The sequence below is a fragment of the Halorubrum sp. Ea8 genome (assembly GCF_002252925.1).
GTDB lineage: Archaea > Halobacteriota > Halobacteria > Halobacteriales > Haloferacaceae > Halorubrum.
Genome location: NZ_NHPF01000082.1, coordinates 1 through 20,342 on the forward strand (window position 1 = coordinate 1; position 20,342 = coordinate 20,342).

Consider the following 20,342-nt stretch of genomic DNA (forward strand, 5'->3'; position numbering starts at 1 on the left):
CGGTGAGCGCGCTCACCGAGGACGGCTGGGGCGGCGTGTTGACGCTCCCGTTCGGCGAGGAGCGCGTCGCGCAGTCGGTGTACGACTCGCTGGCGTCGGCCTGACTGGTCAGGGAGACCGATACTTACAGTGGGTCGGAGCGACCGCGAGAGGCGGCCTCGCGGCGCGGAGGGGATCGGTTATGCCTCCGGCGACCGTACCGAACCGCATGAGCGAGGGCGACGGCGGTGGGAACACGGGCGGCGGGCCGACCGGCGGGTCCGGCGGTCGGCCGTGCCCGATCTGCGAGAGCCCGATGTACCACAGACACTGCAAGTACGTCTGCCCGGCCCACGGAGTCGTGTACGACTGCAGCGACACGTTCTACTGACCGCGAGGCGGCGCCGAGCCCGAGTTTTCGCCGGTGGCGTACCTCCTTCGCGTCTCCCGAATAAACACAGAATTAACGGATAGCCGACATGAAAACAACAATGGATGTGCGAACTGTTATGTTCTTGGAGGCCGATTTTTCCCTTATGACCGGCGACCCGCTCTTGACCCTCCTCTCCGACCGGCAGGGGTCACCATGGTAGAGCACACACAGGTTGCCCGGAGCAAGCGGATCCAGCGTCGCACGGGCAAGACCTTCCACGTCGCCACCCGGCTGCTTCCGAAGCGGATCCGCCATGCAACGTACGTTCTGTACGGTTTCTTCAGGATCGCCGACGAGGTCGTCGACGCCGAGGACACCGGGCCGCCGGCCGAACAGCGCGCCGAGCTCGACCGGCTCCGGCGGGCCGCTCTCGGCGAGGAGCCGACCGACGACCCCGTGTTGGAGGCGTTCGCCGAGGTGAAGGCTGAACACGGGATCGCCGACGAGGACGTCCGCTCGTTCGTCGACGCGATGGAGAGCGACATCGACACCGACCGCTACGAGACGTACGAGGAGCTGGAGACGTACATGGACGGCTCCGCGGCCGCGGTCGGGCGGATGATGACCGCGATCATGGATCTCGACGAGGAGACCGAGGCGGCGGCGCTTCCGCACGCCACCAAGCTCGGCGAGGCGTTCCAGATGACGAACTTCATCCGCGACGTCCGCGAGGACGTCGTCGAGCGCGGCCGGGTGTACCTCCCCCTAGAGACCCTCCGGCGACACGACGTTAGCGAGGAGCAGATCCTCGAGCTGGAGTTCGACGCCGACGTCGCGGCCGCGGTCCGCGAGGAGCTCGCCCGGACCGAGCGGCTCTACGAGGAGGGGGTCGCGGGGATCAAGTACCTCCCCGAGGACTGTCAGCTGGCGGTGTTGCTCGCGGCGGTGCTGTACGCGGACCACCACCGGCTCATCCGGGACCTGGGGTACGACACGGTGTCGACGACGCCGGAGCTCTCCTTCGCCCGCAAGATCTCGCTGCTCGTCCGGACGCGCTGGAAGTGGCAGTGGAACAAGGACCCGGAAGCGGTGTTCTACGAGATGTGTCGCGGCTTCGACGGCACGCGCGACCATCGCGAGCACGGACCGCACGGCTCGGGCGTCGCGCAGTCGGACTGAACGGGGCCCGGAGGCGCCGAATGAACCGCTCCCGCTTCGTCGGGCTCGCCCTGCTCGCGTTCGGGCTCGTCTTCCTCTCGTTCGTCGTCCGCGGCACGACTCGCCTCGTCGCGCCCTACGAGCTGGCCGTGGCGCTGTCCGCGCCGATCCTCTTCGCCGCGGCGGGGCTGCTGGCGGTCCTCGTCGCGCTCGCGACGCTCGACGTGACCGGGGTCAGACGGTTGGAGTGAGACGGGGAGACGCGTCGACCGCCCTCGCGCCCGGGGTGCGCCGAGTCGGAACGCCCTTTTGACCGCGGCCCGGAGTGAGCGCATGGACGTACGAACCGTCGCCGACCTCTCGCCCGCCGAACGGCGCGCCTTCTTCGAGCGCGACGCCGGCGTCGACGCGGTCCGCGACGACGTGGCGGAGATCGTCGGCAGAGTGCGCGAGGAGGGCGACGTCGCGCTGCGGGAGTTCGCCGAGGAGTTCGACGGCGTCACCGTCGGCAACATCGACGTCACCGACGACGCCCAGCGCGCGCACGCCGAGCTCGACGACGCGAACGATCCGGTCATCGACGCGGTCCGAGAAGCCGCCGCCAACGTCCGCGAGTTCCACGAGCGGCAGCGCCCCGAGGACTGGCGCGACGAGTTCGGCGGCCGAGAGCTGGGCCGCCGGTTCCGGCCGATCGACCGCGCGGGGGTGTACGTGCCCGGCGGCGCGGCCGCGTACCCCTCCAGCGCGCTGATGGGGGTCATCCCGGCGACGGTCGCGGGCGTCGACCACGTCGCGGTCGCGACCCCGCCGGCCGAGGACCTGAATCCGGTCACACTCGCGGCGGTCCACGAGGCCGGCGCCGACGCGGTGTACCAGGTCGGCGGCGCGCAGGCGATCGCCGCGCTCGCGTACGGGACGGAGACGGTGACGAGCGCGCAGAAGGTGGTCGGCCCGGGCAACAAGTGGGTCACCGCCGCGAAGGCGGTCGTGCAGGGCGACGTCGAGATCGACTTCCTCGCGGGGCCGAGCGAGGTGCTCGTGCTCGCGGACGAGACGGCCGACCCCGACCTCGTCGCGGCCGACCTCGTCGCGCAGGCCGAGCACGACCCGAACGCTTCCGTGGTCGCCGTCACCGCCGACGCCGACCTCGCCGCCGCCGTCGCCGAGGCGGTCGACGAGCAGGCCGCGGACCGCGAGCGTGAAGAGACGATCCGGGCCGCCCTCGACAACGACGCCTCCGGCGTCCTCTGCGCCCGGTCGATGCCCGAGGCCGTGCTGTTCGCCGAGGAGTACGCGGCCGAGCACCTCTCGATCGTCGCCGACGACGACGAGGCCCTCTTAGATCGGATCACGAACGCCGGCTCCGTCTTCCTCGGGGCGTACTCGCCCGTCGCCGCCGGCGACTACGCGGCCGGGACGAACCACGTGCTGCCGACGAACGGCGGCGCGAAGCGCTACGGCGGGCTCTCCGTCGACACCTTCCTCCGGTCGTCGACGGTCCAGCGGCTCGACCGCGACGCGCTCGCCGACCTCTCGGAGACGGTCACGACGCTCGCGGAGGCCGAGGGGTTGGAGGCGCACGCGGAGAGCGTCCGGAAGCGGTTCGAGTAGAAGACCGACTCCGCAGAAACGGTTATCTCGCGCACTCGCCTCCGGACGGTATGATTCCGTCGCCGCTGACGTTGTTCGAGGGGCTCACGGCGGTCGAGGCGACGGTCGCGGTCCTCGTGGTCTCGATCGTCGCCGCCGTGGGAATGGAGTTCGCCGTCCTGCGGGTCGCCCGCCGGTACGTCGCGGCCACCGACTCCGGGTACGACGACATCGTCATCTCCTCGCTGCGCGCGCCGCTCGTCGTCACCGCCGCGCTCGTCGGGGTGTACCTCCTCACGCAGGTGCCGTCGGTCCGGACCTCGGTGCTCGTGAGCCCCCGGCTGCTCGATAGCGTCTTCGGTCGGCCGTCGCTGTCGGTGATCGTCCTCGTGTGGGCGCACGCGGCGAACACCGTCGTGAACCGGCTCGTCGCCGCCGTCAACGAGGAGGGCGGTCGGTTCGACTTCGCGCCCGTGTTCTCGAACGTCTGGACGCTCGCGGTGCTCGTCGGGAGCGCCGGCACGCTGCTGTGGCTGTGGGGCATCGAGATCACGCCCCTGCTCGGCGCCGCGGGAGTCGCCGGCATCGCGGTCGGCTTCGCCGCGAAGGACACGGTCGCGAACTTCTTCGGCGGGATCGCGCTCTACTTCGACGACACCTACAAGATCGGCGACTACATCGTCCTCGACGACGGCACCGCCGGGACCGTGATCAAAGTCGGCGTGCGCTCGACGACGCTGCTCACCCGCGACGAGGTGCTGGTGACGGTGCCGAACGCGGCGCTCAACGCCGCGAAGGTGACGAACGAGTCCGCGCCGCAGCGCCGGCGCCGCGTTCGGGTCCCGATCGGCGTCGCCTACGGGACCGACGTCGACGCGTTCGAGGCGCTCGCGCTCGAGGTCGTGCAGGCGGAGCCGCTGGTCCTCGACTCGCCGAAGCCGCGGGCCCGGCTGCGCTCGTTCGGCGACTCGGCGCTGCAGTACGAGATCCTCTGTTGGGTCAACGGGCCGACGCGGCGCCGACGCGTACAGCACGAGCTCAATCGCGCGCTGTACAAGGCGCTGGCCGCGGCCGACATCGAGATCCCGTACCCGAAACGCGACGTGACGGTCACCGCGACCGACGGTTCGATCCCCGAGAGCGCGGGCGTCGAGCGGTCGGGTCCCCCGTCCGCCGCCGCGGCGGAACCCGCCGAGCGCCGAGCGGGCGACGGCGACTGAAGCCGGCGGCGACTGAAGCCGGCGACGATTGAGGGCGACGGCGACTACGTGCAGCGAGGGACCCCGACGGCGGGGCGGGCGACCGTCAGGTCGACGCCCCGTCGTCGCCGTCCGGGGAGGCCTCGGGATACCACGCCGGCGGGACCGCGGCGGTGTCGCCGAGACGGTCGTACCGGAACGCGACCCGGACGCGCTCGCCGGTGGGCTCGTGGACGTACGTCGCCGACAGCTCGAGGACGAGGCCGTCGGCGCTGACGAACGCGACCGCCCGGAAGTCGCTGACTTCCTCGCCGAGCGCGCGGGGCTCGCCGCGCACCTCGACCCGGTACAGCGGGATCTCCGTGGCCGCCGGGCGGACCGTCGACTCGCTCCCGTTCAGGAACCGCCGGATCGGCTCCGCGGCGACCTCGCCGGCGAGCGCCGTCGCGTTCGGCGCCGCCGCGGGCGGGACGCGACGGGTCTCTACGCCCCCGGACCCCGCGGCCAGCTCGTAGACGGCGTCGCCGTCGGCGAACACCTCGACGACCCCGTCGCGGCTCGCGTTCGGGACCGGCGCGTTCGGGACCGACGCGTTCGCCGAGGCGGCGATCCGGTACCGGCGCTCGGAGGCGACCGCCAGTTCGACGCCGCCGTCGCCGGCGATCCCCACGCGGCCCCCGGTCGACGCGTCGAGGTCCGTCGCGTTCGCGGGCCCGGACGCGACGAGGAGGACGGACGCCGACGAGAGGGTCGACGCGGCGGCGACGTGGGCGTCGGCGAGCGCGTCCGCGTCGTAGACGCCGGTGAGGAAGACGCCGGGCGGCGTCCGCGCCGTCGACCCCACCGTGCCCGTGAGCGCGTCCTCGTAGAGCCCGAGGGACGCCGCGTCGTCGAGCGTCGCCGCGCCGCGCTCCGCGGACTCGGCCGTCCCGATCGCGCTCGCGGCGGCCGCGTACTCCCCGCCTGCCGGCGGCGACGGGGGAGTCGGCTCCCCCACGCCGGGACCGAGCCCGGTGACCCCGCCGAACGCCGAGGGCCCGCCCGCGGCGAGGACCGCGGCGGCCGCCACCAGGGCGGCGACGGCGACGACGGCGAGCGCGGTCCGCCTCTCGTCCGAGACCGACCGCCGGAGTCGCGACGCGCGGCGTCGGACGCCGCCGGGACCCGCGGCGGCGGCCGCGCCGGCGGCCGCGAGGTCGACGCCGAAGCGCCGGCGGAACAGCCGGTCCGCCGCGTCGCGGTCGATCCCGTAGCACAGCCGCTCGCGGAGGTCGGCCGGCGAGACGTACGCCGCCCCGACCGCGTCGGCTCGGCGCCGGGGGGACGCGGCGAGGAGGCGCCGCGCTCCGTCCCCGACGACCGCGTCGGCGTCGTCCGGAACGGGCGTCCCGACCGCGATCCGTCGAACGCGGCCGTCGCGACGGGCGACGACGACGCTCGGCTCGGCCGCCTCGCGGGTCGTCTCCCAGCCCCGCGCCGCCCACAGCGCGGCGACGAACTCGCGGCGCTCTGCCGGCGAGAGGGCTCGCCATCGGCGGGCGAACGCCGCCTCCGACGGGATGCTCATGGGAGGGATGACGGATGCTACCTATACAAACGTACCGCGGACCGGGACCGGTCGAGAGCGGGTCTCCCGCGCCGACCGAGACCGCTACTCCCGCGGGAAGGTGAAGAGTCGGACCCCGCAGTCCGGGCAGGCGAGCGTTTCGGCGGGCTCCTCGTCGGGGCCGGTGTAGCCGCCGCAACAGGGGAGGTCGACCCCGCGTTTCAGGTCGCCCTCGCAGTCGGGACAGGCGTCGAGGAACATCCGGTTCGTCCGCGCCGCCGCGAGCCGGAACGACTCGTCCGAGAGGAAGGGCTCGGCGGCGCGGTAGCCCGCGATCTCGGCGATGGCCACCGGCCGGCGGAGCCACGTCTCGTCGACCGTGTTCGCGCCGGCGGCGGAGAGCGCGACCCACTCGTCGCCGTCGGCGTCGCCGTCGCCGCGGACGACTCGGGACTCGGTCGCCGGGGATATCTCCCGGGCGACGTCGGCGATCGCCTCCGTCTCGCGGATGCGGAGCCGCGCCATCTCGGCGTTCCAGCGGTCGCGGTACTCGTCGGTCGGCGCGACGGCGTCGCCGTCCACTCCGAGGACGCCCGCCGCGAGGAGTCGGTCGAGGAGCGCCTCGCCGTCGACGTCGTCCGGGTCGAGCGAGCCGCTCCCGGCCGCCGGCGCGCGGCCGCCGTCGGTGGCGGCGTCCGCGCCGTGGAACAGCGCCTCGCTGCCGGGGATCGGGGCGACGAGCAGCGGCGCGAAGCGCGGCGTCCCCGGGACGACGTACCCGCGGAGCCAGACGAGCGCGAGACCGGCGGCCGAGACGACGGCGGCGGCCGGGAGGCTCGCGATCGACACCGCCGCGGCGGCGACAGCGACGACGGCGACGTTGACCGCCGTACACGGCCAACAGCGGTTTTCGCCGGTGTGCTCCGACCGCCGGAGGCCGATCGGCGTCGAGGGACTCATTCCCACGGAGTTCCGCCCACCGCCTCATCAAGTCTGCGGTCACCCGGCCGCCCGTCGCGGTGGCGGTCGGGCGAGCGGCGATCGAACCCGCGGGGATCGCGGCCGCTCGGTCGAGATCTGTCGATTCGAACGATTTTACCGCGTAACGGCGGTTTCCGTCCCGATTTCCCTGACGCTGATATTGTTAACATCTCCTGTTGTAAATACCCCTACTTATATTAATGATTATTCCTTATGACCAAATGATGTCAGAAGGTAGCACTCCGAACGGCGTCTCGCGACGGCAGTATCTCGCAGCCACGGGGGCGGTGGGGGCGGCCGGCCTCGCGGGCTGTTCCGGCGGTGGGGCGGCGGCGACGGATCGAACTCGGGATCCTCGGGCGACGAGATCGGTGGGACCGTCACGGTCTTTTCGGGGTCGGCGTTCGTCGACGCCGGGATGGAGGAGGCCTTACACGAGGCGGGCGTGCCCGACTCGATCACGATCGAGATGGTCGTGCCGCCGCAGGACTCCGGCAGCAAGCAACAGCAGCTCCGGACCGCGATCAACGCTGAGGAGTCGGACCCGGACCTCGTTCTGACGGACAACGGATGGACGATCCCGTTCATCGTCCGCGACGACCTGGTCAATCTCGAGGAGGAGATGGACGACGAGTTCATCTCTCGAGTCAAAGAGGAAGGTGTCCAGTCGATGATCGACACGGGGACGCACCCCGAGACCGGCGATCTGTACTCGATCCCGACCTTCCCGGACTACCCGGTCATCACCTACCGGAAGGACCTGCTGCGGAACGCCGGATACGGCGACTCGGACTTCGACACGTGGCGGACCGACCCGCCGACGTGGGAGGAGTTCTCACAGATCGTCTCCGAGGCGCAGACCTCTGACGTGGACTACGGTCACGTCTGGCAGGGGAACAACTACATCGGGCTGGCCTGCTGTACGTTCAACGAGTTCCTCACGAGCATGGGCGGCGCCTTCTTCGGCGGTGAGGACAACCTCTTCGGACCGATCGGTGACCGCCCCGTCACCCTCGACTCGGAGGAGTCGATCGACGGGATCGAAGCCGCAGTGGACCTCATCCACGGGGAGGGCCTCTCGCCGATGGACATCGCCGGGGTCTCCCCCCCGGAAGTGGCCGGCTGGATCGAACCCGACACGAAGAGCACCTTCGAGGCCGGGAGCGCGGTCACGCAGCGCAACTGGACCTACTCCATCGGCGGGGCCGTGAGCGCCTTCGAGGGGTCGGACATGGAGCTCGGCGTGATGCCGCTGCCGAAGGGCCCGAACGGGTCCTGGCACGCGCAGGGCGGATGGATCATGTCCATGAACCCGTACACCGACAACATGGCGTCCGCGAAGGAAGTGATCAAGGCGTGGTGGGAGGACTCGGTCCTCCAGCAGCAGTTCGACGCGGCGAACTACATGCCGCCGAAGCCGGAGCTGTTCAGCTACGTCGAAGAGAGCGACACGTACGGGCCGTACTTCGAGGCGCTCCAGTACTCGGCGGAGAACCTGATCCCGCGGCCGACGACCTCGGTGTGGCCGAACCAGCGGACGGTCGTCGCCAACGAGGTCAACTCGGCGCTCCGACAGGAGAAGACGCCCGAGGAAGCCGCGAGCGCGATGCAGGAACAGATCGCCGCAATCGAAGAGCAGTCGGGGTGACGGCGTCCGATTGACCGGCTCCCCTCCCCGGCGGCGTCGCAGGGGGAAGGAGTCGAAATAAATGTAAAACAGCCAACAATGATAAATATTCGCACGGAAAACAGGCGGGCGATGCTCGTACCACAACGGCGGGCAGTCACGGGGGGTGTTGATCGCCGTGGCAACTGAACAGGGCAGGACGCAGATGTCGGGCGGGTCAGACGGCGTCCTGACGGGACTCGCGACGTGGACGGAGAACCTGAGCGAGCAGGCGTACGCGTATCTGCTGCTGGTACCGGCGTTCCTCGTGCTGTTGCTGTTCGCGTTCTGGCCGCTCGCGTCGGCGATCAGGATGTCGTTCTTCGCCGACGTGCTCACCGGCGGTCAGCTGGGCGAGTTCTCCGGGATAACGAACTACGTCCAACTGCTCACGAACACCAACGCGCTGGCGCCGGCGGCGTTCGTGGACCCCTCGTTCCAGACGCCGGTTTTGGAACAGGCGCTGTTCATGACGATACTGTTCGCCGTGTTGAGCGTCACCGGCGAGACGCTGCTCGGGTTCCTCTACGCCATGCTGATGAAAGCCGAGTACAAGGGCCGACGGCTCGTTCGGCTCCTCATCATCCTGCCGTGGGCGATCCCGATCGTCATTCAGGGAATGATCTTCTTCCTGCTGTTCCGGCCCGGGTACGGGCTGTTGACCGAGCCCCTCCAGCAGCTCGGAATCTTCTCGAATCTGCCTCTCAACACCACCTTCGACAGCTTCGTCATCGTGACGGTGGCGGACATCTGGAAGACCTCGGCGTTCATGGCCCTCCTGATCTTGGCGGGGTTAGAGAGCGTCAACCAGGACCTCTACGAGGTGGCCGACGTGATGGGCGCGTCGCGCTGGCAGCGGTTCCGATACATCACGTTCCCGCTGGTCTTCCCCGTGTTGATGGTCGCGATGCTGTTCCGGACGATGGGCGCGCTCCGGGTGTACGGCATCATCGAGTCGACCACGGTCGGCTGTTCGACCGTCCCGTCGATGACCTGTCTCGTGACGCAGTTTATGTTCGGGTCCGCGACGCTGTACGGCTCCGCGGCCGCCGTGAGCGTCCTGATCGCCATCGTCGTGGGACTGTTCATCATGGTGTACCTCGGATTCATCCGACGGAGCAACCAGAGCCTGGGGTTAGCGTAATATGAGCATCGACGCACGCAACCACGACGACGCGGAAACGTTCGACGGCTCCGGCGACGGAACCGGCGACGAAGAGAACAAATCCCGCATCGCGCGGTGGGCCGACGACTGGATCCAGAACCCGGAGAAGGCGTACGCCGTGATGTTGGTGTTCCTCGGTGGAGTGCTGTTGACGACCTCGCTGTTCCCGCTGTACTGGCTGTTCAACGTCTCGATGGCGCCGCCCGGACAGACCGACATCCCGCTCCTTCCGACGACGATCGATCTGTCGGTGTTCATCCAAGTGTTCCAGCAGGTCCCGTTCGCGCGGTTCATGTTCAACAGCCTGTTTTACGCGTTCACGGTGACGGTGTTCGTGCTCCTCGTCGGAAGCCTCGCCGGGTACGCGTTCGGGCGCTTGGAGTTCCGCGGGAAGACGCCGCTCCTGTTCTCGCTGCTGGTGCTCAGCTTCTTCCCGCCGGCGACGCTGTTCATCCCGCTGTTCCGGGCGTTCAACCAGCAGGTACCGATGCTCGGGCTCTTCACGCTCCCGGTCGAGATATACGGGACGCCCGGCGCGGTCGTCACGCCGCTCAGCGCGTTCACGATGCCGCTGGCGATCTTCATACTGACGACGTTCTACGGCCAGATCCCGGACGGGCTCGAAGACGCCGCCAGAGTCGAGGGGACGACCCGGCTCGGCGCGCTGTTCCGCGTGATCATGCCGCTCTCCGCCCCCGGCGTCGCGACCGCGGGCATTCTCACCTTCATTACGGTGTACACCGAGTTCTTCTTCTCGTTCCTGATGACCGGCAACAGCGCGGCGGAGTGGGCGCCGGTGGTCGACGGCGTCATCGCGTTCCAGACGCAGTACACCGTCCGGTACGACCTCCAGGCGGCGGCGAGTCTGATCGCGATCGTTCCGGTCGCGATCCTCGTCGTCGTCGCACAGGACAAGATCATCAGCGGGCTCACCCAAGGAGCACTCAAGGAGTGACCACACATGTCACGAGTACAACTTACTGACGTCACGAAACGGTACGACGACGTAACGGCGGTTGATAACATGAACCTCGACCTGAAAGACGGCGAGTTCATCTGCTTGGTCGGTCCGTCGGGGTGCGGGAAGTCCACGACGCTCGAGACGATCGCCGGCCTCACCAAGCCGACGTCGGGTGAGATCCTGATCGGCGACCGCGAGGTGACGAACCTCCCGCCGAAGGACCGCGGGATCGCGATGGTGTTCCAGAACATCGCGCTGTTCCCGCACATGGACGTGTACGACAACATCTCCTTCGGCCTGCGGCTTCGAGACTTCCCGCAGGACGAGATGGACGAGCGCGTCGACGAGGCGGCGCGAGTCGTCCGAATGCAGGGGATGCTCGACCGGATGCCGAGCGAGATGTCCGGCGGTCAGCGTCAGCGCGTCGCGATCGCGCGAGCGATCGTCCGCGACCCGGACGTGTTCCTGATGGACGAGCCCCTGGCGAACTTAGACGCCAAGCTGCGCGTCAACATGCGGACCGAGCTTCAGCGGCTCCACAAGCAGCTGGACACGACGATCATCTACGTCACGCACAACCAGGCCGAGGCGATGACCATGTCGGACCGAATCGCCGTCCTCGACAAGGGGGAGCTCCAGCAGATCGCGCCGCCGCTCACCTGCTACAACGAGCCGGCTAACCGGTTCGTCGCGGGATTCATCGGATCGCCCTCGATGAACTTCGCCGACGCCACCGTCGGCGACGGCACTCTCGACGCGAACGGCTACTCCATCTCCTTCGACACCACGGCGATCGACGGGGTCGGGACCGGCGACGCGGTGGAGTTCGGCATCCGTCCGGAGGACATCTACCTCAAGAGCAACAGCGCCGAGGCCGAGGACCCGAGCAGGACGTTCTCGGTCACGACCGACGTGCTCGAACCGATGGGCGACGAGATCTTCGTCTACCTGAAGCCGATCCTCGGCGCGTCGGGCGAAGCGGCCGACTTCGAGGAGCGACAGGGGCTGTTGATGAGCGTCGACCCGTCGAGCGACATCAGCGAGGAAGAGGACGTCGAGATCGTCATCGACCGCGCGCGCCTCCACCTGTTCGACGACGCCTCCGGCGACGCGATCTCGCACGGGATCGTGGCCGATTCGGAGATCGGGACGGCCGACGACGGCGTGCAGGCGGACTGAGCGGCCGAGGTCGTCGCGGCGCGGACCCCGCGCCCGCCCCGTCACGCGCTGGCGCTCGCCCGTTCGGACCCCTCGACGTCGACGACGGTGATCCGGTGGGCCTCGACGGCCTCGACCATCGCCCCCCACCCGCCCACCTCGACGGGACCGTCGTCGGTCTCGACGACGATCGCGACCTGGCCGCCGTAGCTCGCGATGACCTCGGCGTCGGTCGCGTCCTCAGGGCCGGTGACGATGACCTCGGCGATCGGCCCCTCGACGACCCTGTCCGCGCCCGTCTCGGTGTCGGCCCCCTCGACCCGAACGCTGACGGTCGCGCCGTCCCGGAGGAGGGGCGCGACGTCGCGGACGCAGTAGCGGATGTCGACGTACTCGATCGGCGGCTCGTCGCCGATCGACGAGTAGATCGGGTCCCACGTGTCCCACTGCGTCGTGAGGAAGTACCAGTGGAACACGTACGTGTGGGTCCGGTCGTCGACGAGGACGCCGTACTCGTTCGTCGACCCCGCGTGCGGCGCGAAACACGTCTTCGTCCGGTCGACGATCACCGCGAACGGCGAGGGGAGCCGCCGGTGGCGCGCCTCCGAACAGACGTCGCTCAGCTCCGCCGGATCGGGGAGTGCCTCCTCGCTCCCGTCGGGGGTGTGGATGGAGAGGTTCACGCGGACGCCGCGCTCGGTCGCCTCGCGGAGCGCGCCGCGCAGCCGCTCGAAGTCGTCGACGCCGAGCGAGACGTTCACCTGCGACTCCGCGCCGCGGATGAACTCGTCGGCGTTCTTGATCACCGTCTCGAACCGCGTGACGATGCTCACCGTCGACCGCTCGACGCTCGGCTCGTTCCAGCGGCGCTCGATCTCCTCGGTCGCGGCCGTGAGCCGGCTCGCCCGCGACTGCAGGTCGTCGGTGATCTCGTCCAGGTCGTTCGCGCGGGCGTACATCGACTCCTGCTCGTACGTCTCGATGTACCCCGCGCTCTCGAGGTCCCGCAGCACGTCGTAGATGCGCGGGTCGGGGACGCCGCTGGCGTCGGCCACGCGGGTCACCGGCGCCGCGCCGAGTTCGAGGACCGTCACGTACGCGTCCGCCTGGTACGGCGAGAGCCCCGCGTCCTCAAGCGTGTCGGTCAGCTCCGCGCGTTTCACGGCGGCCACCCGTCGCCGCGGACGCGGTCGCCCTCGCCGGTTCGGCCGGTCGATCGTGTGGTCATGGTTCGAACTACCACGGCCGTGATAAAACGTTTTATTACCGGAGATTGGGGGCGCGCTCGTTGCTCTCCTCCGTCGTTCGTCGGGCCCCGCCGGGCGAGCGCCGGCGCCGGGTCGGAGCGACTGAAAAGGCTTTATTCGGTTCGTCGCGGACGGATCGTATGGACGATTCGCGCCCCCGAGGTGACTCGCCGTCCCGATCGCGCTGGACCCGCGATCAGGCCGCGGGGATCGAGCGCCGCCGCGGGAACGTCGCGCCGGCGGCCGGCGATCCGACCGTCGACCCCTTCCCCGACCTCCACGTCTGGGACACGTGGCTGCTCCGCGACCGCCGCGGCGAGATCGCCGACGTCGACGGCTGGCGGCTGGCGTTCTCGCTGACCGCCACGGCCGACCTGCTCCCGGGCACCCGTCACGACGTCGCAGCGATCCGCTGTTTCTACTCGGCCGACGGCGAGCGCTGGCGCGACGCCGGCCCGGTGTTCGACGGCGGCGCGCTCGGCCAGCGTCAGTGGGCCGGATCCGCGCTGTACGACGACGGCGACGTCTATCTCTACTACACGGCCGCCGGCCGCGACGACGCCGACGAGCTGACCTACACCCAGCGGATCGCGGTCGCGCACGGCGGCGCGGTCGCCGCGACGGACGACGGCGTCGAACTCGCGGGGCCGTGGACCCACGAGACGCTGCTGGAGCCGGACGGCGAGTGGTACGAGACGGAGGCGCAGTCGCGCGGGATGACGTACACGTTCCGCGATCCGTGGTTCTTCGAGGACCCCGCGACCGGCGAGACGCACCTCCTCTTCGAGGCGAACGTCCCGGCGCCGGAGCGCGAGGGCGACGACGCCGAGACGACGGAGCGGCGGGCGTTCAACGGCTGCGTCGGGGTCGCCGCCTCCCCCTCGGGCGACCCGCTCTCGTGGGAGCTCCGCCCGCCGCTCGTCGACGCCGTCGAGGTGAACCAGGAGCTCGAACGCCCGCACGTCGTCGTCGCCGACGGTCGCTACTACCTGTTCGTCTGTAGCCACGTCCACACGTTCGCGCCGGGCGTGACGGGGCCCGACGGGCTGTACGGCTTCGTCGCCGACGCGTTCGAGGGACCGTACCGCCCGCTCAACGGGACCGGACTCGTCGCGACGAACCCGCCGGAGGCGCCGTACCAGGCGTACTCGTGGATGGCGTTCCCCCACGCGGAGGAGGTGTTGGTCCAGAGCTTCCTCAACTACCACGACTTCGGGGGCGACTCGCTCGACGCGATCGCCGAGCTGCCCGAGGCCGAACAGCGGGACCGGTTCGGCGGGACGCTCGCGCCGACGCTCCGACTGGCGGTCGACGGGGACCGCACCCGGCTGCTCGGGACGCTCGACGCCTGGCGGGTACCGACTCCCGACGAACCGCTCCCGGTGGCGGACGGCTCGGAGCTCCCCGACGACCTCGACGGCGGCGTCCCCGAGGCGAAGGCGGGAGTCGGGGCCGAGTACCTCGGCGAGTACTGAGGGTACGGTCGGGGAGTACCGAAGCGGCGACGGCCGGGCGACGACCGAAGCGGCGACGACTACTGTTCGCGGGCGGCGGGGTCGCCCGCGGCGTCTCCGCTCGACGCCCCGTCTTCCGGCGGTTCCATCGCGCCGTCGAGGCGCCACGCCGTCAGCCGCGGGATCGACGCGCGCCCGCCCTCGGCGACCGCGGAGACGTCGACCGCGTCCTCGCGGGTCGGGTAGACGCGGCTGGTCAGGCAGTGCCGCTCGTTGGCGTATATCTCGACGACCGATCGGTCGACGAACACCCGCAGCGACAGCGGCTCGTCGTACGGCGGGACCGACATCGACTGCGGATCGGTGAAGGCCTCGGAGTCGCCGCTCGACGGCGCCCGATCGACCGTCAGCGTGCCGTCGCGCTCGTAGCGGATCGGCGTGTGCTCCGCGCGGTCGGGCGCCTCGAACACCGACAGCTCGACCACCTCGGCGTCTTCCAAGGCGATCTCCGCGTCGATCTCGATCGTCGCCCCGGCGGCGTCGAGCCGCCGTCGGTCGCCGTCGGCGAGGCGCACGTCGCGGTGGTCGGCGATCCGGTCCGCGCGGAGGTCGGTCACCTCCACGGCCGGGCGCTGTCGGAGGTCGCCGTCGTCGCCGAGTTCGATCACCCGCGGGAGCGACAGCGCGCCGGACCAGCCGGCGTCCCACTGGCCGGCCGCGTCGCGGGCCTCGGGGAGCCACCCCCACGTGAGCGTCCGGTCGCCGTCCTCCAGCGACTGCGGCGCGTAGAAGTCGCCGTGGTCGAGCAGGCCCTCGGCGTCGACGTCGAGCTCGCCGTCTTCGAGGGTCCCGAGGAAGTAGACGACGTTCTCGTAGTCGGAGACGTGGAGGAGCCGCCGGTCGCCCAGGTCGAGCAGCTCCGGGCACTCCCAGACGGCGCCGGCGTCGGGACCGCCCGCGAGCAGGGGGCCCTCGTAGGTCCACTCGCGGAGGTCGTCGGCGGTGTACAGCAGCGCGGCGCCCCCGCCGTCGGAGAGCCCCGTACCGACGAGGTGGTACCACGTGTCGCCCTCGCGCCAGACGTTGTGGTCGCGGAACTCCGCGCGCCAGTCGTCGGTCTCCAAGACGTCGAGGTCGGCCGGCGGCGCCTCGATGACGGGGTTGCCGTCGTACTTCTCCCACGATCGGAGCCCGGAGTCGTCGGCGGTCGCGAGACAGGGGAGCTGGTCGCGGCCCCGCCCGCCGGTGTAGAGGACCGTCGCCGTGCCGTCGTCGTCGACGGCGCAGCCCGACCAGCAGCCGTCGCGGTCGGGGCCGTCGGGCGAGGGGGCGAGCGCGACCGGCTCGTCGCGCCACGTGACCAGGTCGTCGCTGACGGCGTGGCCCCAGTGGATGGTGTTGTGGTACGGGCCGCCGGGGTTGTACTGGTAGAAGACGTGGTACCGCCCGTCCCATCGGACGAGCCCGTTCGGGTCGTTCAGCCAGTTCGCGGGCGCCGTGAGGTGGTAGGCGGGGCGGCCGCCCGGGCCGTCCTCGCCCGTCTCGTCCACGCGCTCGCGGAGCCGACGCATGTCGGCGGCGGTCTCGGGTCGACTCGGAACCGGATCGGACGACGCGAGGCTCCGGAGACACCCCGCGAGCAGCCGGTCCCGAGTCGCGCCGAGGTCCCGGTCGCTCTCGGGGTGGCCGTCCGTCGGCGGCTCGGCGAACAGCACGGGCGCGCCGATCCCGAGGACTGCGCCGTCGCCGGCCGGCCACGAGACGACCGTCACCTCCTCCGGGACCTCGGTGCCGCCGCGGACCGTCGAGGCGAGCGGCTCGCCGTCGGCGGGGAGCACGCGCTCGTATCGCACCCCGGGCACCGTCCCGCGCCGCCGGACCGGGTGGCGGAGCCCGTCGAGCGCGTCGAGCGCGGGGTGGTCGGCGCGCAGCGAGCGCCAGAGCACGCCCGTCGGCTCCCCGAGCGCGTCGTCGCCGACGCGGTCCGGGGGGACCGACTCGACCGAGAGCGCGTCGACCGCCGCGAACGCGTAGAGGCTGAGACAGAGGCCCCCGCCGTCGGCGAGGAACGCCTCGATCGCGGGCGCCGCGTCGGCGAGGGGAGTCGCGCCGCCGAGCGGGCGGTCGCGGTGCCACCAGAGGACGTCGAACCGACCGGCGCCGTCGCCGACGCCGGCCCCCGGATACGACTCGCCGAGCGACTGCGAACCGTCCGCGTCCCCGGGGGTCGGCGTCGTCGGCGGGGCGACCGCGCCGCGCTCGTCGAGGGCGTCGAACGGGACGACGTCGGCGGCCGCGCCGTCGCGGGCCCCGATCCACTCTGCGGCGGCGCGCTGCTCGGCCGTGGGGTCCCCGTCGACTAACAGCCCGACGCGGAGCGACGAATCCGTCATACCCGTGTTCACTCGCCACCGAATCAAAACCGTGTCGTCCCCGCGGCGGAGCGGTGCGTCTGAGCGGTCGCTTCGGAGCGGTCGCCTCGGGGCGACCGCGTAACCGTCGACGGGTCGATCGGGGGGATCGCTCGGGGGAACGTAACCGTCAGCGGCAACGACCGGCGGGGATCCGCCGGCAGGGTTTTTACCGTGGGAGCGGAAGGCGTTCGCATGAGTACCGAAACGGTCGAAGCGGGGAGCGACCCGGCCATCGAGGTGACGCCCGACGCCGCGGAGGAGGCGCTCTCGCTGCTGGAGGGAGAGGGGCTCGACACGGAGAAGGCCGGACTCCGGCTGTTCGTCCAACAGGGCGGTTGCGCGGGCCTCTCGTACGGGATGCGGTTCGACACGGAGCCTGAAGAGGACGACCTCGTGGTCGAACACCACGGGCTCCGCGTGTTCGTCGATCCCGCGAGCCGGAACTACATCGGCGGGAGCAGGCTCGACTACGAACACGGCCTCCAGGCCGCCGGCTTCGAGGTCGAGAACCCGAACGTCGTCTCCGAGTGCGGCTGCGGCGAGTCGTTCCGGACGTAGCGCGGCGTCCGGGCGGCCCGCCCGCCGTCGACTCTCGCTTTTAAGCGGTTCCGTCGAATACGGGCTGGTATGAGTCTCGACGCTTCGACGACGGCCGACGGCGAGCGCGTGTACACCGACCGGACGATGATCGAGCGCGGCGCCGAGGGCCCCTTTTACGTCGTGTTCGCCGACGCGGACGGGTCGGCCCGGTGGGGGTTCCGCTGCGGGAACTGCGACTCGTTCGACACCGCGATGGACACGATGGGCCGGATCCAGTGCACGGAGTGCGGCAACATCCGGAAGCCCGACGAGTGGGACGCCGCCCACGAGTGACCGGTCACAGACGGCCGACGGTGATCTGTCACAGACGGCCGACAGTGATCTGACGGGAAACGGTCGTGAGCGGCCGCGTTGGTGGACGAATAACCGCGTCCGCGGAATCGTGAGAAACTTTATCACGGATGGAGGCGAACGGTGAGGTAGATGGCCACTGCGAGCATCCCACCGACGACGGAGGCCAGAGATGTCTTTCGCGAACTCGGATACACCGTCTCCGAGGGCGGACAGGAGTTCATCGCGGAGCGGAAATGGCGACGCGTGCTCGTGACGGTGTTGTGTATGGACGACGACGATCTGGACCCGTATCTGACGGACGGCGGCGAGACGCCGCGGCTCCGCTGTTTCGTCACGTGGCGCAACCGGGCCGGCGACCTGCGCGACCGCCTCGTCTCCAAGAAGCCCCCGTACGACTGGGCGGTCATCGGTATCGAGGCCGACGGCGAGGACTTCGCCGTGATGGAAGGCGCGCCCGGCAGTCCCTGACGGCGCCCCGGGACTCCACCCCTTTTATGTGAACGTGCGTGCAAGTAGCACGCGACATGGTGTTTAAAAAGATCACGCTGATCGGGACGAGCGAGGAGAGCTTCGACGACGCCGCGGACGAGGCGATCGACCGCGCCGAAGACACGCTCGAGAACGTCTACTGGGCGGAGGTACAGGAGTTCGGCGTGGAGATCAAGAACGCGCCGACCCGGGAGTACCAGGCCGAGGTCGAGGTCGCGTTCGAACTCGAGGACTGAGGGATCGACGCGAATCGGTCGCCGAGGAGTCGTGACACTTCTTTTGCCGTCTCGAGAGGGGGCTCGACGGTGGCATTCGTCCCTCCGCGTCCCGTCGCCACCGGGGAGAACGTCTTCGGCGTCCCGGTCGTTCGGTTATAACTGACCGAGTGCAAAGCGACGGTGAAGAGCCCCGAAGCCCCGGCGGCTCGGCGATACGCGATCGGCGACTCGACGCTGAACGCCTCCAAAGCCCCAGCCGCGACGGCTCGGAGGCCTCGTTGCGCTCCTCGGTCGGTCGCTACCGCTCCCTCGCTGCGGTGCTTACTTCGGCCGCCCTCGCCCTCGCGGCTGCCCCTTTGAGTCCCACCCGACCGCACGGCACCGCAGCCTCACACCTCCCCAGCCTCGGCGGACGGCCCGGCGCGGCTCCGCCCGCGCCGGGCCGCCGCCTCCCTCGCGCGTGCGATCGCCGGCGCCACGCGCCGGCTGTCAGAGGGACCTTCGGTCCCTCGCTACTCGCGCCCCTCGGACGCTCGTCGGCACGCGCCGTCGCAGGATGATTTATAAACGAACGCCGAGGCGAACACCTATTTATCCGACCGCGACCACGGGTCGCCCATGACAGCGTCACGCGCGCCGGCGGATCCCGAGGTCAGGGAGTTCGAGGCGACGGTGGAGTCGGTCGACAGCCGCGAGGTCGTCCTGAGCGAGACGTTCTTCTACGCCGAGTCCGGCGGCCAGCCAGCGGACCGGGGGACGATCGACGGCGTCCTCCTCGAGGACGTGACCGAGCGCGACGGCCGGGTCGTCCACGTGCTGGGCGAGGAGCCGCCGGGGTCGATCGCGGTCGGCGAGACGGTCTCGGGGATCGTCGACGACGCGTTCCGGACGTACTGCGCCCGGGCGCACACCGCCTCGCACGTGCTCTACGGCGCCGCGCGTCGGACCTGCGAGGACCTCGGCTACGCCGGCTTCGACATCGCGGCGGAGAAGGTCCGCGTCGACCTGACGACGGCCGACCCCATCGGCGACGCGGACCTCGTCGAGCTGGAGCGACTCGCCAACCGCGCCGTGTGGGACTCGCTGCCCGTCTCGTGGGAGACGCTCCCGGAGGATGAGGCCCGCGCGATCGAGGGGATCGCCTTCAACACCAAGACCGAGGAGGGCGCGATGAGCGGGAGCGAGGCGGTCCGCGTCGTGACGGTCGGCGGGGACGGCCCGGCCGGCGAGGGCGACGAGGACGGCGCGGGCGGCGGGGGCGGCGAAGACGGCGCGGGCGGCGAGAGCGACGCCGCGTCCGCGTGGGACGTCGCCGCCTGCGGCGGCACCCACGTCCGGAACACGAGCGAGATCGGGCCGATCTCCGTGCTCGACCGGTCGAACCCCGGCGAGGGCGTGACCCGCGTCGAGTTCGCGGTCGGCCCGACCGCGATCGACCACGACGCCGCGGTCCACGCGGCCGCGCTCGACGCCGCGACGAGCCTCGACGCGCGGATCGGTGACCTCCCGGACGCGGTCGACCGCCTCCGCGACGAGGTCGACCGGCTGGAGGGAGAGCTCCGGGACGCCCGGACCGACCTGCTGACCGCCCGGCTCGGCGACTTCCCGACCACCGATGTCGACGGGGCGACGTGGGCGGTGGGGACCGTCGACGGCGCCGACCCGAACGACCTGCGGGGGCCGGCGGAGCGCCTCCTCGACGACGGCGACGGGGCCGCAGACGCGCCCGACGCGGTCGCGGCGGTCGGCACGGGGAGCGCGCCGTTCGTGGTCGTGGCGGTCGCGGACGGGGTCGACGGCGACGGCGGCTCGGACGGCGCGAGCCCCGACGCCGGCGCGGTCGTGGACGC

General features: G+C 70.7%; 19 protein-coding genes. 15 read left to right on the forward strand and 4 right to left on the reverse strand.

Annotated features, from left to right (window positions below):
- The first annotated feature begins 280 nt into the window (after positions 1-280).
- The 5 genes from DJ74_RS20015 to DJ74_RS08980 all read left to right on the forward strand — a co-directional run bounded on the left by DJ74_RS20015 (position 281) and on the right by DJ74_RS08980 (position 4,320).
- A complete protein-coding gene (locus DJ74_RS20015) occupies positions 281-370 on the forward strand; it encodes an HVO_2523 family zinc finger protein (protein ID WP_394338177.1) in 90 nt (29 codons plus the stop codon).
- A 195-nt stretch (positions 371-565) separates the two neighbouring features.
- Positions 566-1,531, forward strand: a complete 966-nt coding sequence (locus DJ74_RS08965; protein WP_094521852.1) for a phytoene/squalene synthase family protein — start codon at positions 566-568, stop codon at positions 1,529-1,531.
- Between the two features lie 20 nt (positions 1,532-1,551).
- Complete coding sequence (locus DJ74_RS08970; protein ID WP_094521851.1) at positions 1,552-1,761, forward strand: hypothetical protein; 210 nt, start codon at positions 1,552-1,554, stop codon at positions 1,759-1,761.
- Positions 1,762-1,843: 82 nt separating this feature from the next.
- A complete protein-coding gene (gene hisD / locus DJ74_RS08975; protein ID WP_094527023.1) occupies positions 1,844-3,121 on the forward strand; it encodes a histidinol dehydrogenase in 1,278 nt (425 codons plus the stop codon).
- Positions 3,122-3,171: 50 nt separating this feature from the next.
- The gene (locus DJ74_RS08980; protein WP_094527024.1) at positions 3,172-4,320 is read left to right on the forward strand and encodes a mechanosensitive ion channel family protein; all 1,149 of its coding nucleotides are present in this window, start codon (positions 3,172-3,174) and stop codon (positions 4,318-4,320) included.
- An 85-nt stretch (positions 4,321-4,405) separates the two neighbouring features.
- Here DJ74_RS08980 and DJ74_RS08985 read toward each other — a convergent pair whose 3' ends face one another.
- Both DJ74_RS08985 and DJ74_RS08990 read right to left on the reverse strand, forming a co-directional pair.
- Positions 4,406-5,866 (reverse strand): hypothetical protein, encoded by a 1,461-nt coding sequence (locus DJ74_RS08985; RefSeq protein ID WP_094527025.1) that lies wholly within the window; start codon positions 5,864-5,866, stop codon positions 4,406-4,408.
- An 84-nt stretch (positions 5,867-5,950) separates the two neighbouring features.
- The gene (locus tag DJ74_RS08990; protein WP_094527026.1) at positions 5,951-6,805 is read right to left on the reverse strand and encodes a hypothetical protein; all 855 of its coding nucleotides are present in this window, start codon (positions 6,803-6,805) and stop codon (positions 5,951-5,953) included.
- A gap of 439 nt (positions 6,806-7,244) precedes the next feature.
- Here DJ74_RS08990 and DJ74_RS08995 point away from each other — a divergent pair, with 439 nt between their 5' ends.
- The 4 genes from DJ74_RS08995 to DJ74_RS09010 all read left to right on the forward strand — a co-directional run bounded on the left by DJ74_RS08995 (position 7,245) and on the right by DJ74_RS09010 (position 11,797).
- Positions 7,245-8,474 carry an extracellular solute-binding protein gene (locus DJ74_RS08995; RefSeq protein ID WP_094527027.1) on the forward strand — a complete coding sequence of 410 codons (1,230 nt, stop codon included), beginning with the start codon at positions 7,245-7,247 and terminating at the stop codon, positions 8,472-8,474.
- A 184-nt stretch (positions 8,475-8,658) separates the two neighbouring features.
- On the forward strand, positions 8,659-9,636 hold the full coding sequence (locus DJ74_RS09000; RefSeq protein WP_094525218.1) for a carbohydrate ABC transporter permease: 978 nt from the start codon (positions 8,659-8,661) through the stop codon (positions 9,634-9,636).
- Between the two features lies 1 nt (position 9,637).
- Positions 9,638-10,612: a carbohydrate ABC transporter permease gene (locus DJ74_RS09005; protein WP_094527028.1), complete on the forward strand. Its 975-nt coding sequence runs from the start codon at positions 9,638-9,640 to the stop codon at positions 10,610-10,612.
- 6 nt (positions 10,613-10,618) lie between these two features.
- A complete protein-coding gene (locus DJ74_RS09010) occupies positions 10,619-11,797 on the forward strand; it encodes an ABC transporter ATP-binding protein (RefSeq protein WP_094527029.1) in 1,179 nt (392 codons plus the stop codon).
- Positions 11,798-11,838: 41 nt separating this feature from the next.
- Here DJ74_RS09010 and DJ74_RS09015 read toward each other — a convergent pair whose 3' ends face one another.
- Entirely contained in the window at positions 11,839-12,939 is a 1,101-nt protein-coding gene (locus DJ74_RS09015; RefSeq protein WP_094527034.1) for a TrmB family transcriptional regulator, read from the reverse strand.
- A 224-nt stretch (positions 12,940-13,163) separates the two neighbouring features.
- Here DJ74_RS09015 and DJ74_RS09020 point away from each other — a divergent pair, with 224 nt between their 5' ends.
- The gene (locus tag DJ74_RS09020) at positions 13,164-14,498 is read left to right on the forward strand and encodes a glycoside hydrolase family 68 protein (protein ID WP_094527030.1); all 1,335 of its coding nucleotides are present in this window, start codon (positions 13,164-13,166) and stop codon (positions 14,496-14,498) included.
- A 59-nt stretch (positions 14,499-14,557) separates the two neighbouring features.
- On the opposite strand, the gene DJ74_RS09025 is transcribed toward DJ74_RS09020, so the two are convergent.
- On the reverse strand, positions 14,558-16,870 hold the full coding sequence (locus tag DJ74_RS09025) for a glycoside hydrolase family 32 protein (RefSeq protein ID WP_094527031.1): 2,313 nt from the start codon (positions 16,868-16,870) through the stop codon (positions 14,558-14,560).
- Positions 16,871-17,083: 213 nt separating this feature from the next.
- Between DJ74_RS09025 and DJ74_RS09030 the strand changes: the two genes are divergently transcribed.
- The 5 genes from DJ74_RS09030 to DJ74_RS09050 form a co-directional block, all read left to right on the forward strand.
- Complete coding sequence (locus tag DJ74_RS09030) at positions 17,084-17,449, forward strand: iron-sulfur cluster assembly accessory protein (RefSeq protein WP_094525214.1); 366 nt, start codon at positions 17,084-17,086, stop codon at positions 17,447-17,449.
- Positions 17,450-17,518: 69 nt separating this feature from the next.
- Entirely contained in the window at positions 17,519-17,764 is a 246-nt protein-coding gene (locus tag DJ74_RS09035; protein ID WP_094525213.1) for a DUF5816 domain-containing protein, read from the forward strand.
- A 150-nt stretch (positions 17,765-17,914) separates the two neighbouring features.
- Positions 17,915-18,253: a hypothetical protein gene (locus DJ74_RS09040; protein ID WP_094525212.1), complete on the forward strand. Its 339-nt coding sequence runs from the start codon at positions 17,915-17,917 to the stop codon at positions 18,251-18,253.
- A gap of 56 nt (positions 18,254-18,309) precedes the next feature.
- Positions 18,310-18,510, forward strand: a complete 201-nt coding sequence (locus DJ74_RS09045) for a dodecin (RefSeq protein WP_094527032.1) — start codon at positions 18,310-18,312, stop codon at positions 18,508-18,510.
- Positions 18,511-19,110: 600 nt separating this feature from the next.
- Positions 19,111-20,342 (forward strand): alanine--tRNA ligase-related protein (locus DJ74_RS09050; RefSeq protein WP_094527033.1); only part of this gene is annotated, 1,232 nt, incomplete at its 3' end.

Bases quoted from the DNA above. Each gene is read 5' to 3' on its own strand.
- DJ74_RS08965 (WP_094521852.1), top strand. From the start codon at position 566: ATGGTAGAGCACACACAGGTTGCCCGGAGCAAGCGGATCCAGCGTCGC.
- DJ74_RS09025 (WP_094527031.1), bottom strand. From the start codon at position 16,870: ATGACGGATTCGTCGCTCCGCGTCGGGCTGTTAGTCGACGGGGACCCC.
- DJ74_RS08995 (WP_094527027.1), top strand. From the start codon at position 7,245: ATGGAGGAGGCCTTACACGAGGCGGGCGTGCCCGACTCGATCACGATC.
- DJ74_RS09000 (WP_094525218.1), top strand. From the start codon at position 8,659: ATGTCGGGCGGGTCAGACGGCGTCCTGACGGGACTCGCGACGTGGACG.
- DJ74_RS08970 (WP_094521851.1), top strand. From the start codon at position 1,552: ATGAACCGCTCCCGCTTCGTCGGGCTCGCCCTGCTCGCGTTCGGGCTC.
- DJ74_RS09010 (WP_094527029.1), top strand. From the start codon at position 10,619: ATGTCACGAGTACAACTTACTGACGTCACGAAACGGTACGACGACGTA.
- DJ74_RS09040 (WP_094525212.1), top strand. From the start codon at position 17,915: ATGGCCACTGCGAGCATCCCACCGACGACGGAGGCCAGAGATGTCTTT.
- hisD (WP_094527023.1), top strand. From the start codon at position 1,844: ATGGACGTACGAACCGTCGCCGACCTCTCGCCCGCCGAACGGCGCGCC.
- DJ74_RS08985 (WP_094527025.1), bottom strand. From the start codon at position 5,866: ATGAGCATCCCGTCGGAGGCGGCGTTCGCCCGCCGATGGCGAGCCCTC.
- DJ74_RS09020 (WP_094527030.1), top strand. From the start codon at position 13,164: ATGGACGATTCGCGCCCCCGAGGTGACTCGCCGTCCCGATCGCGCTGG.
- DJ74_RS09030 (WP_094525214.1), top strand. From the start codon at position 17,084: ATGAGTACCGAAACGGTCGAAGCGGGGAGCGACCCGGCCATCGAGGTG.
- DJ74_RS08990 (WP_094527026.1), bottom strand. From the start codon at position 6,805: ATGAGTCCCTCGACGCCGATCGGCCTCCGGCGGTCGGAGCACACCGGC.
- DJ74_RS09005 (WP_094527028.1), top strand. From the start codon at position 9,638: ATGAGCATCGACGCACGCAACCACGACGACGCGGAAACGTTCGACGGC.
- DJ74_RS09045 (WP_094527032.1), top strand. From the start codon at position 18,310: ATGGTGTTTAAAAAGATCACGCTGATCGGGACGAGCGAGGAGAGCTTC.
- DJ74_RS08980 (WP_094527024.1), top strand. From the start codon at position 3,172: ATGATTCCGTCGCCGCTGACGTTGTTCGAGGGGCTCACGGCGGTCGAG.
- DJ74_RS09035 (WP_094525213.1), top strand. From the start codon at position 17,519: ATGAGTCTCGACGCTTCGACGACGGCCGACGGCGAGCGCGTGTACACC.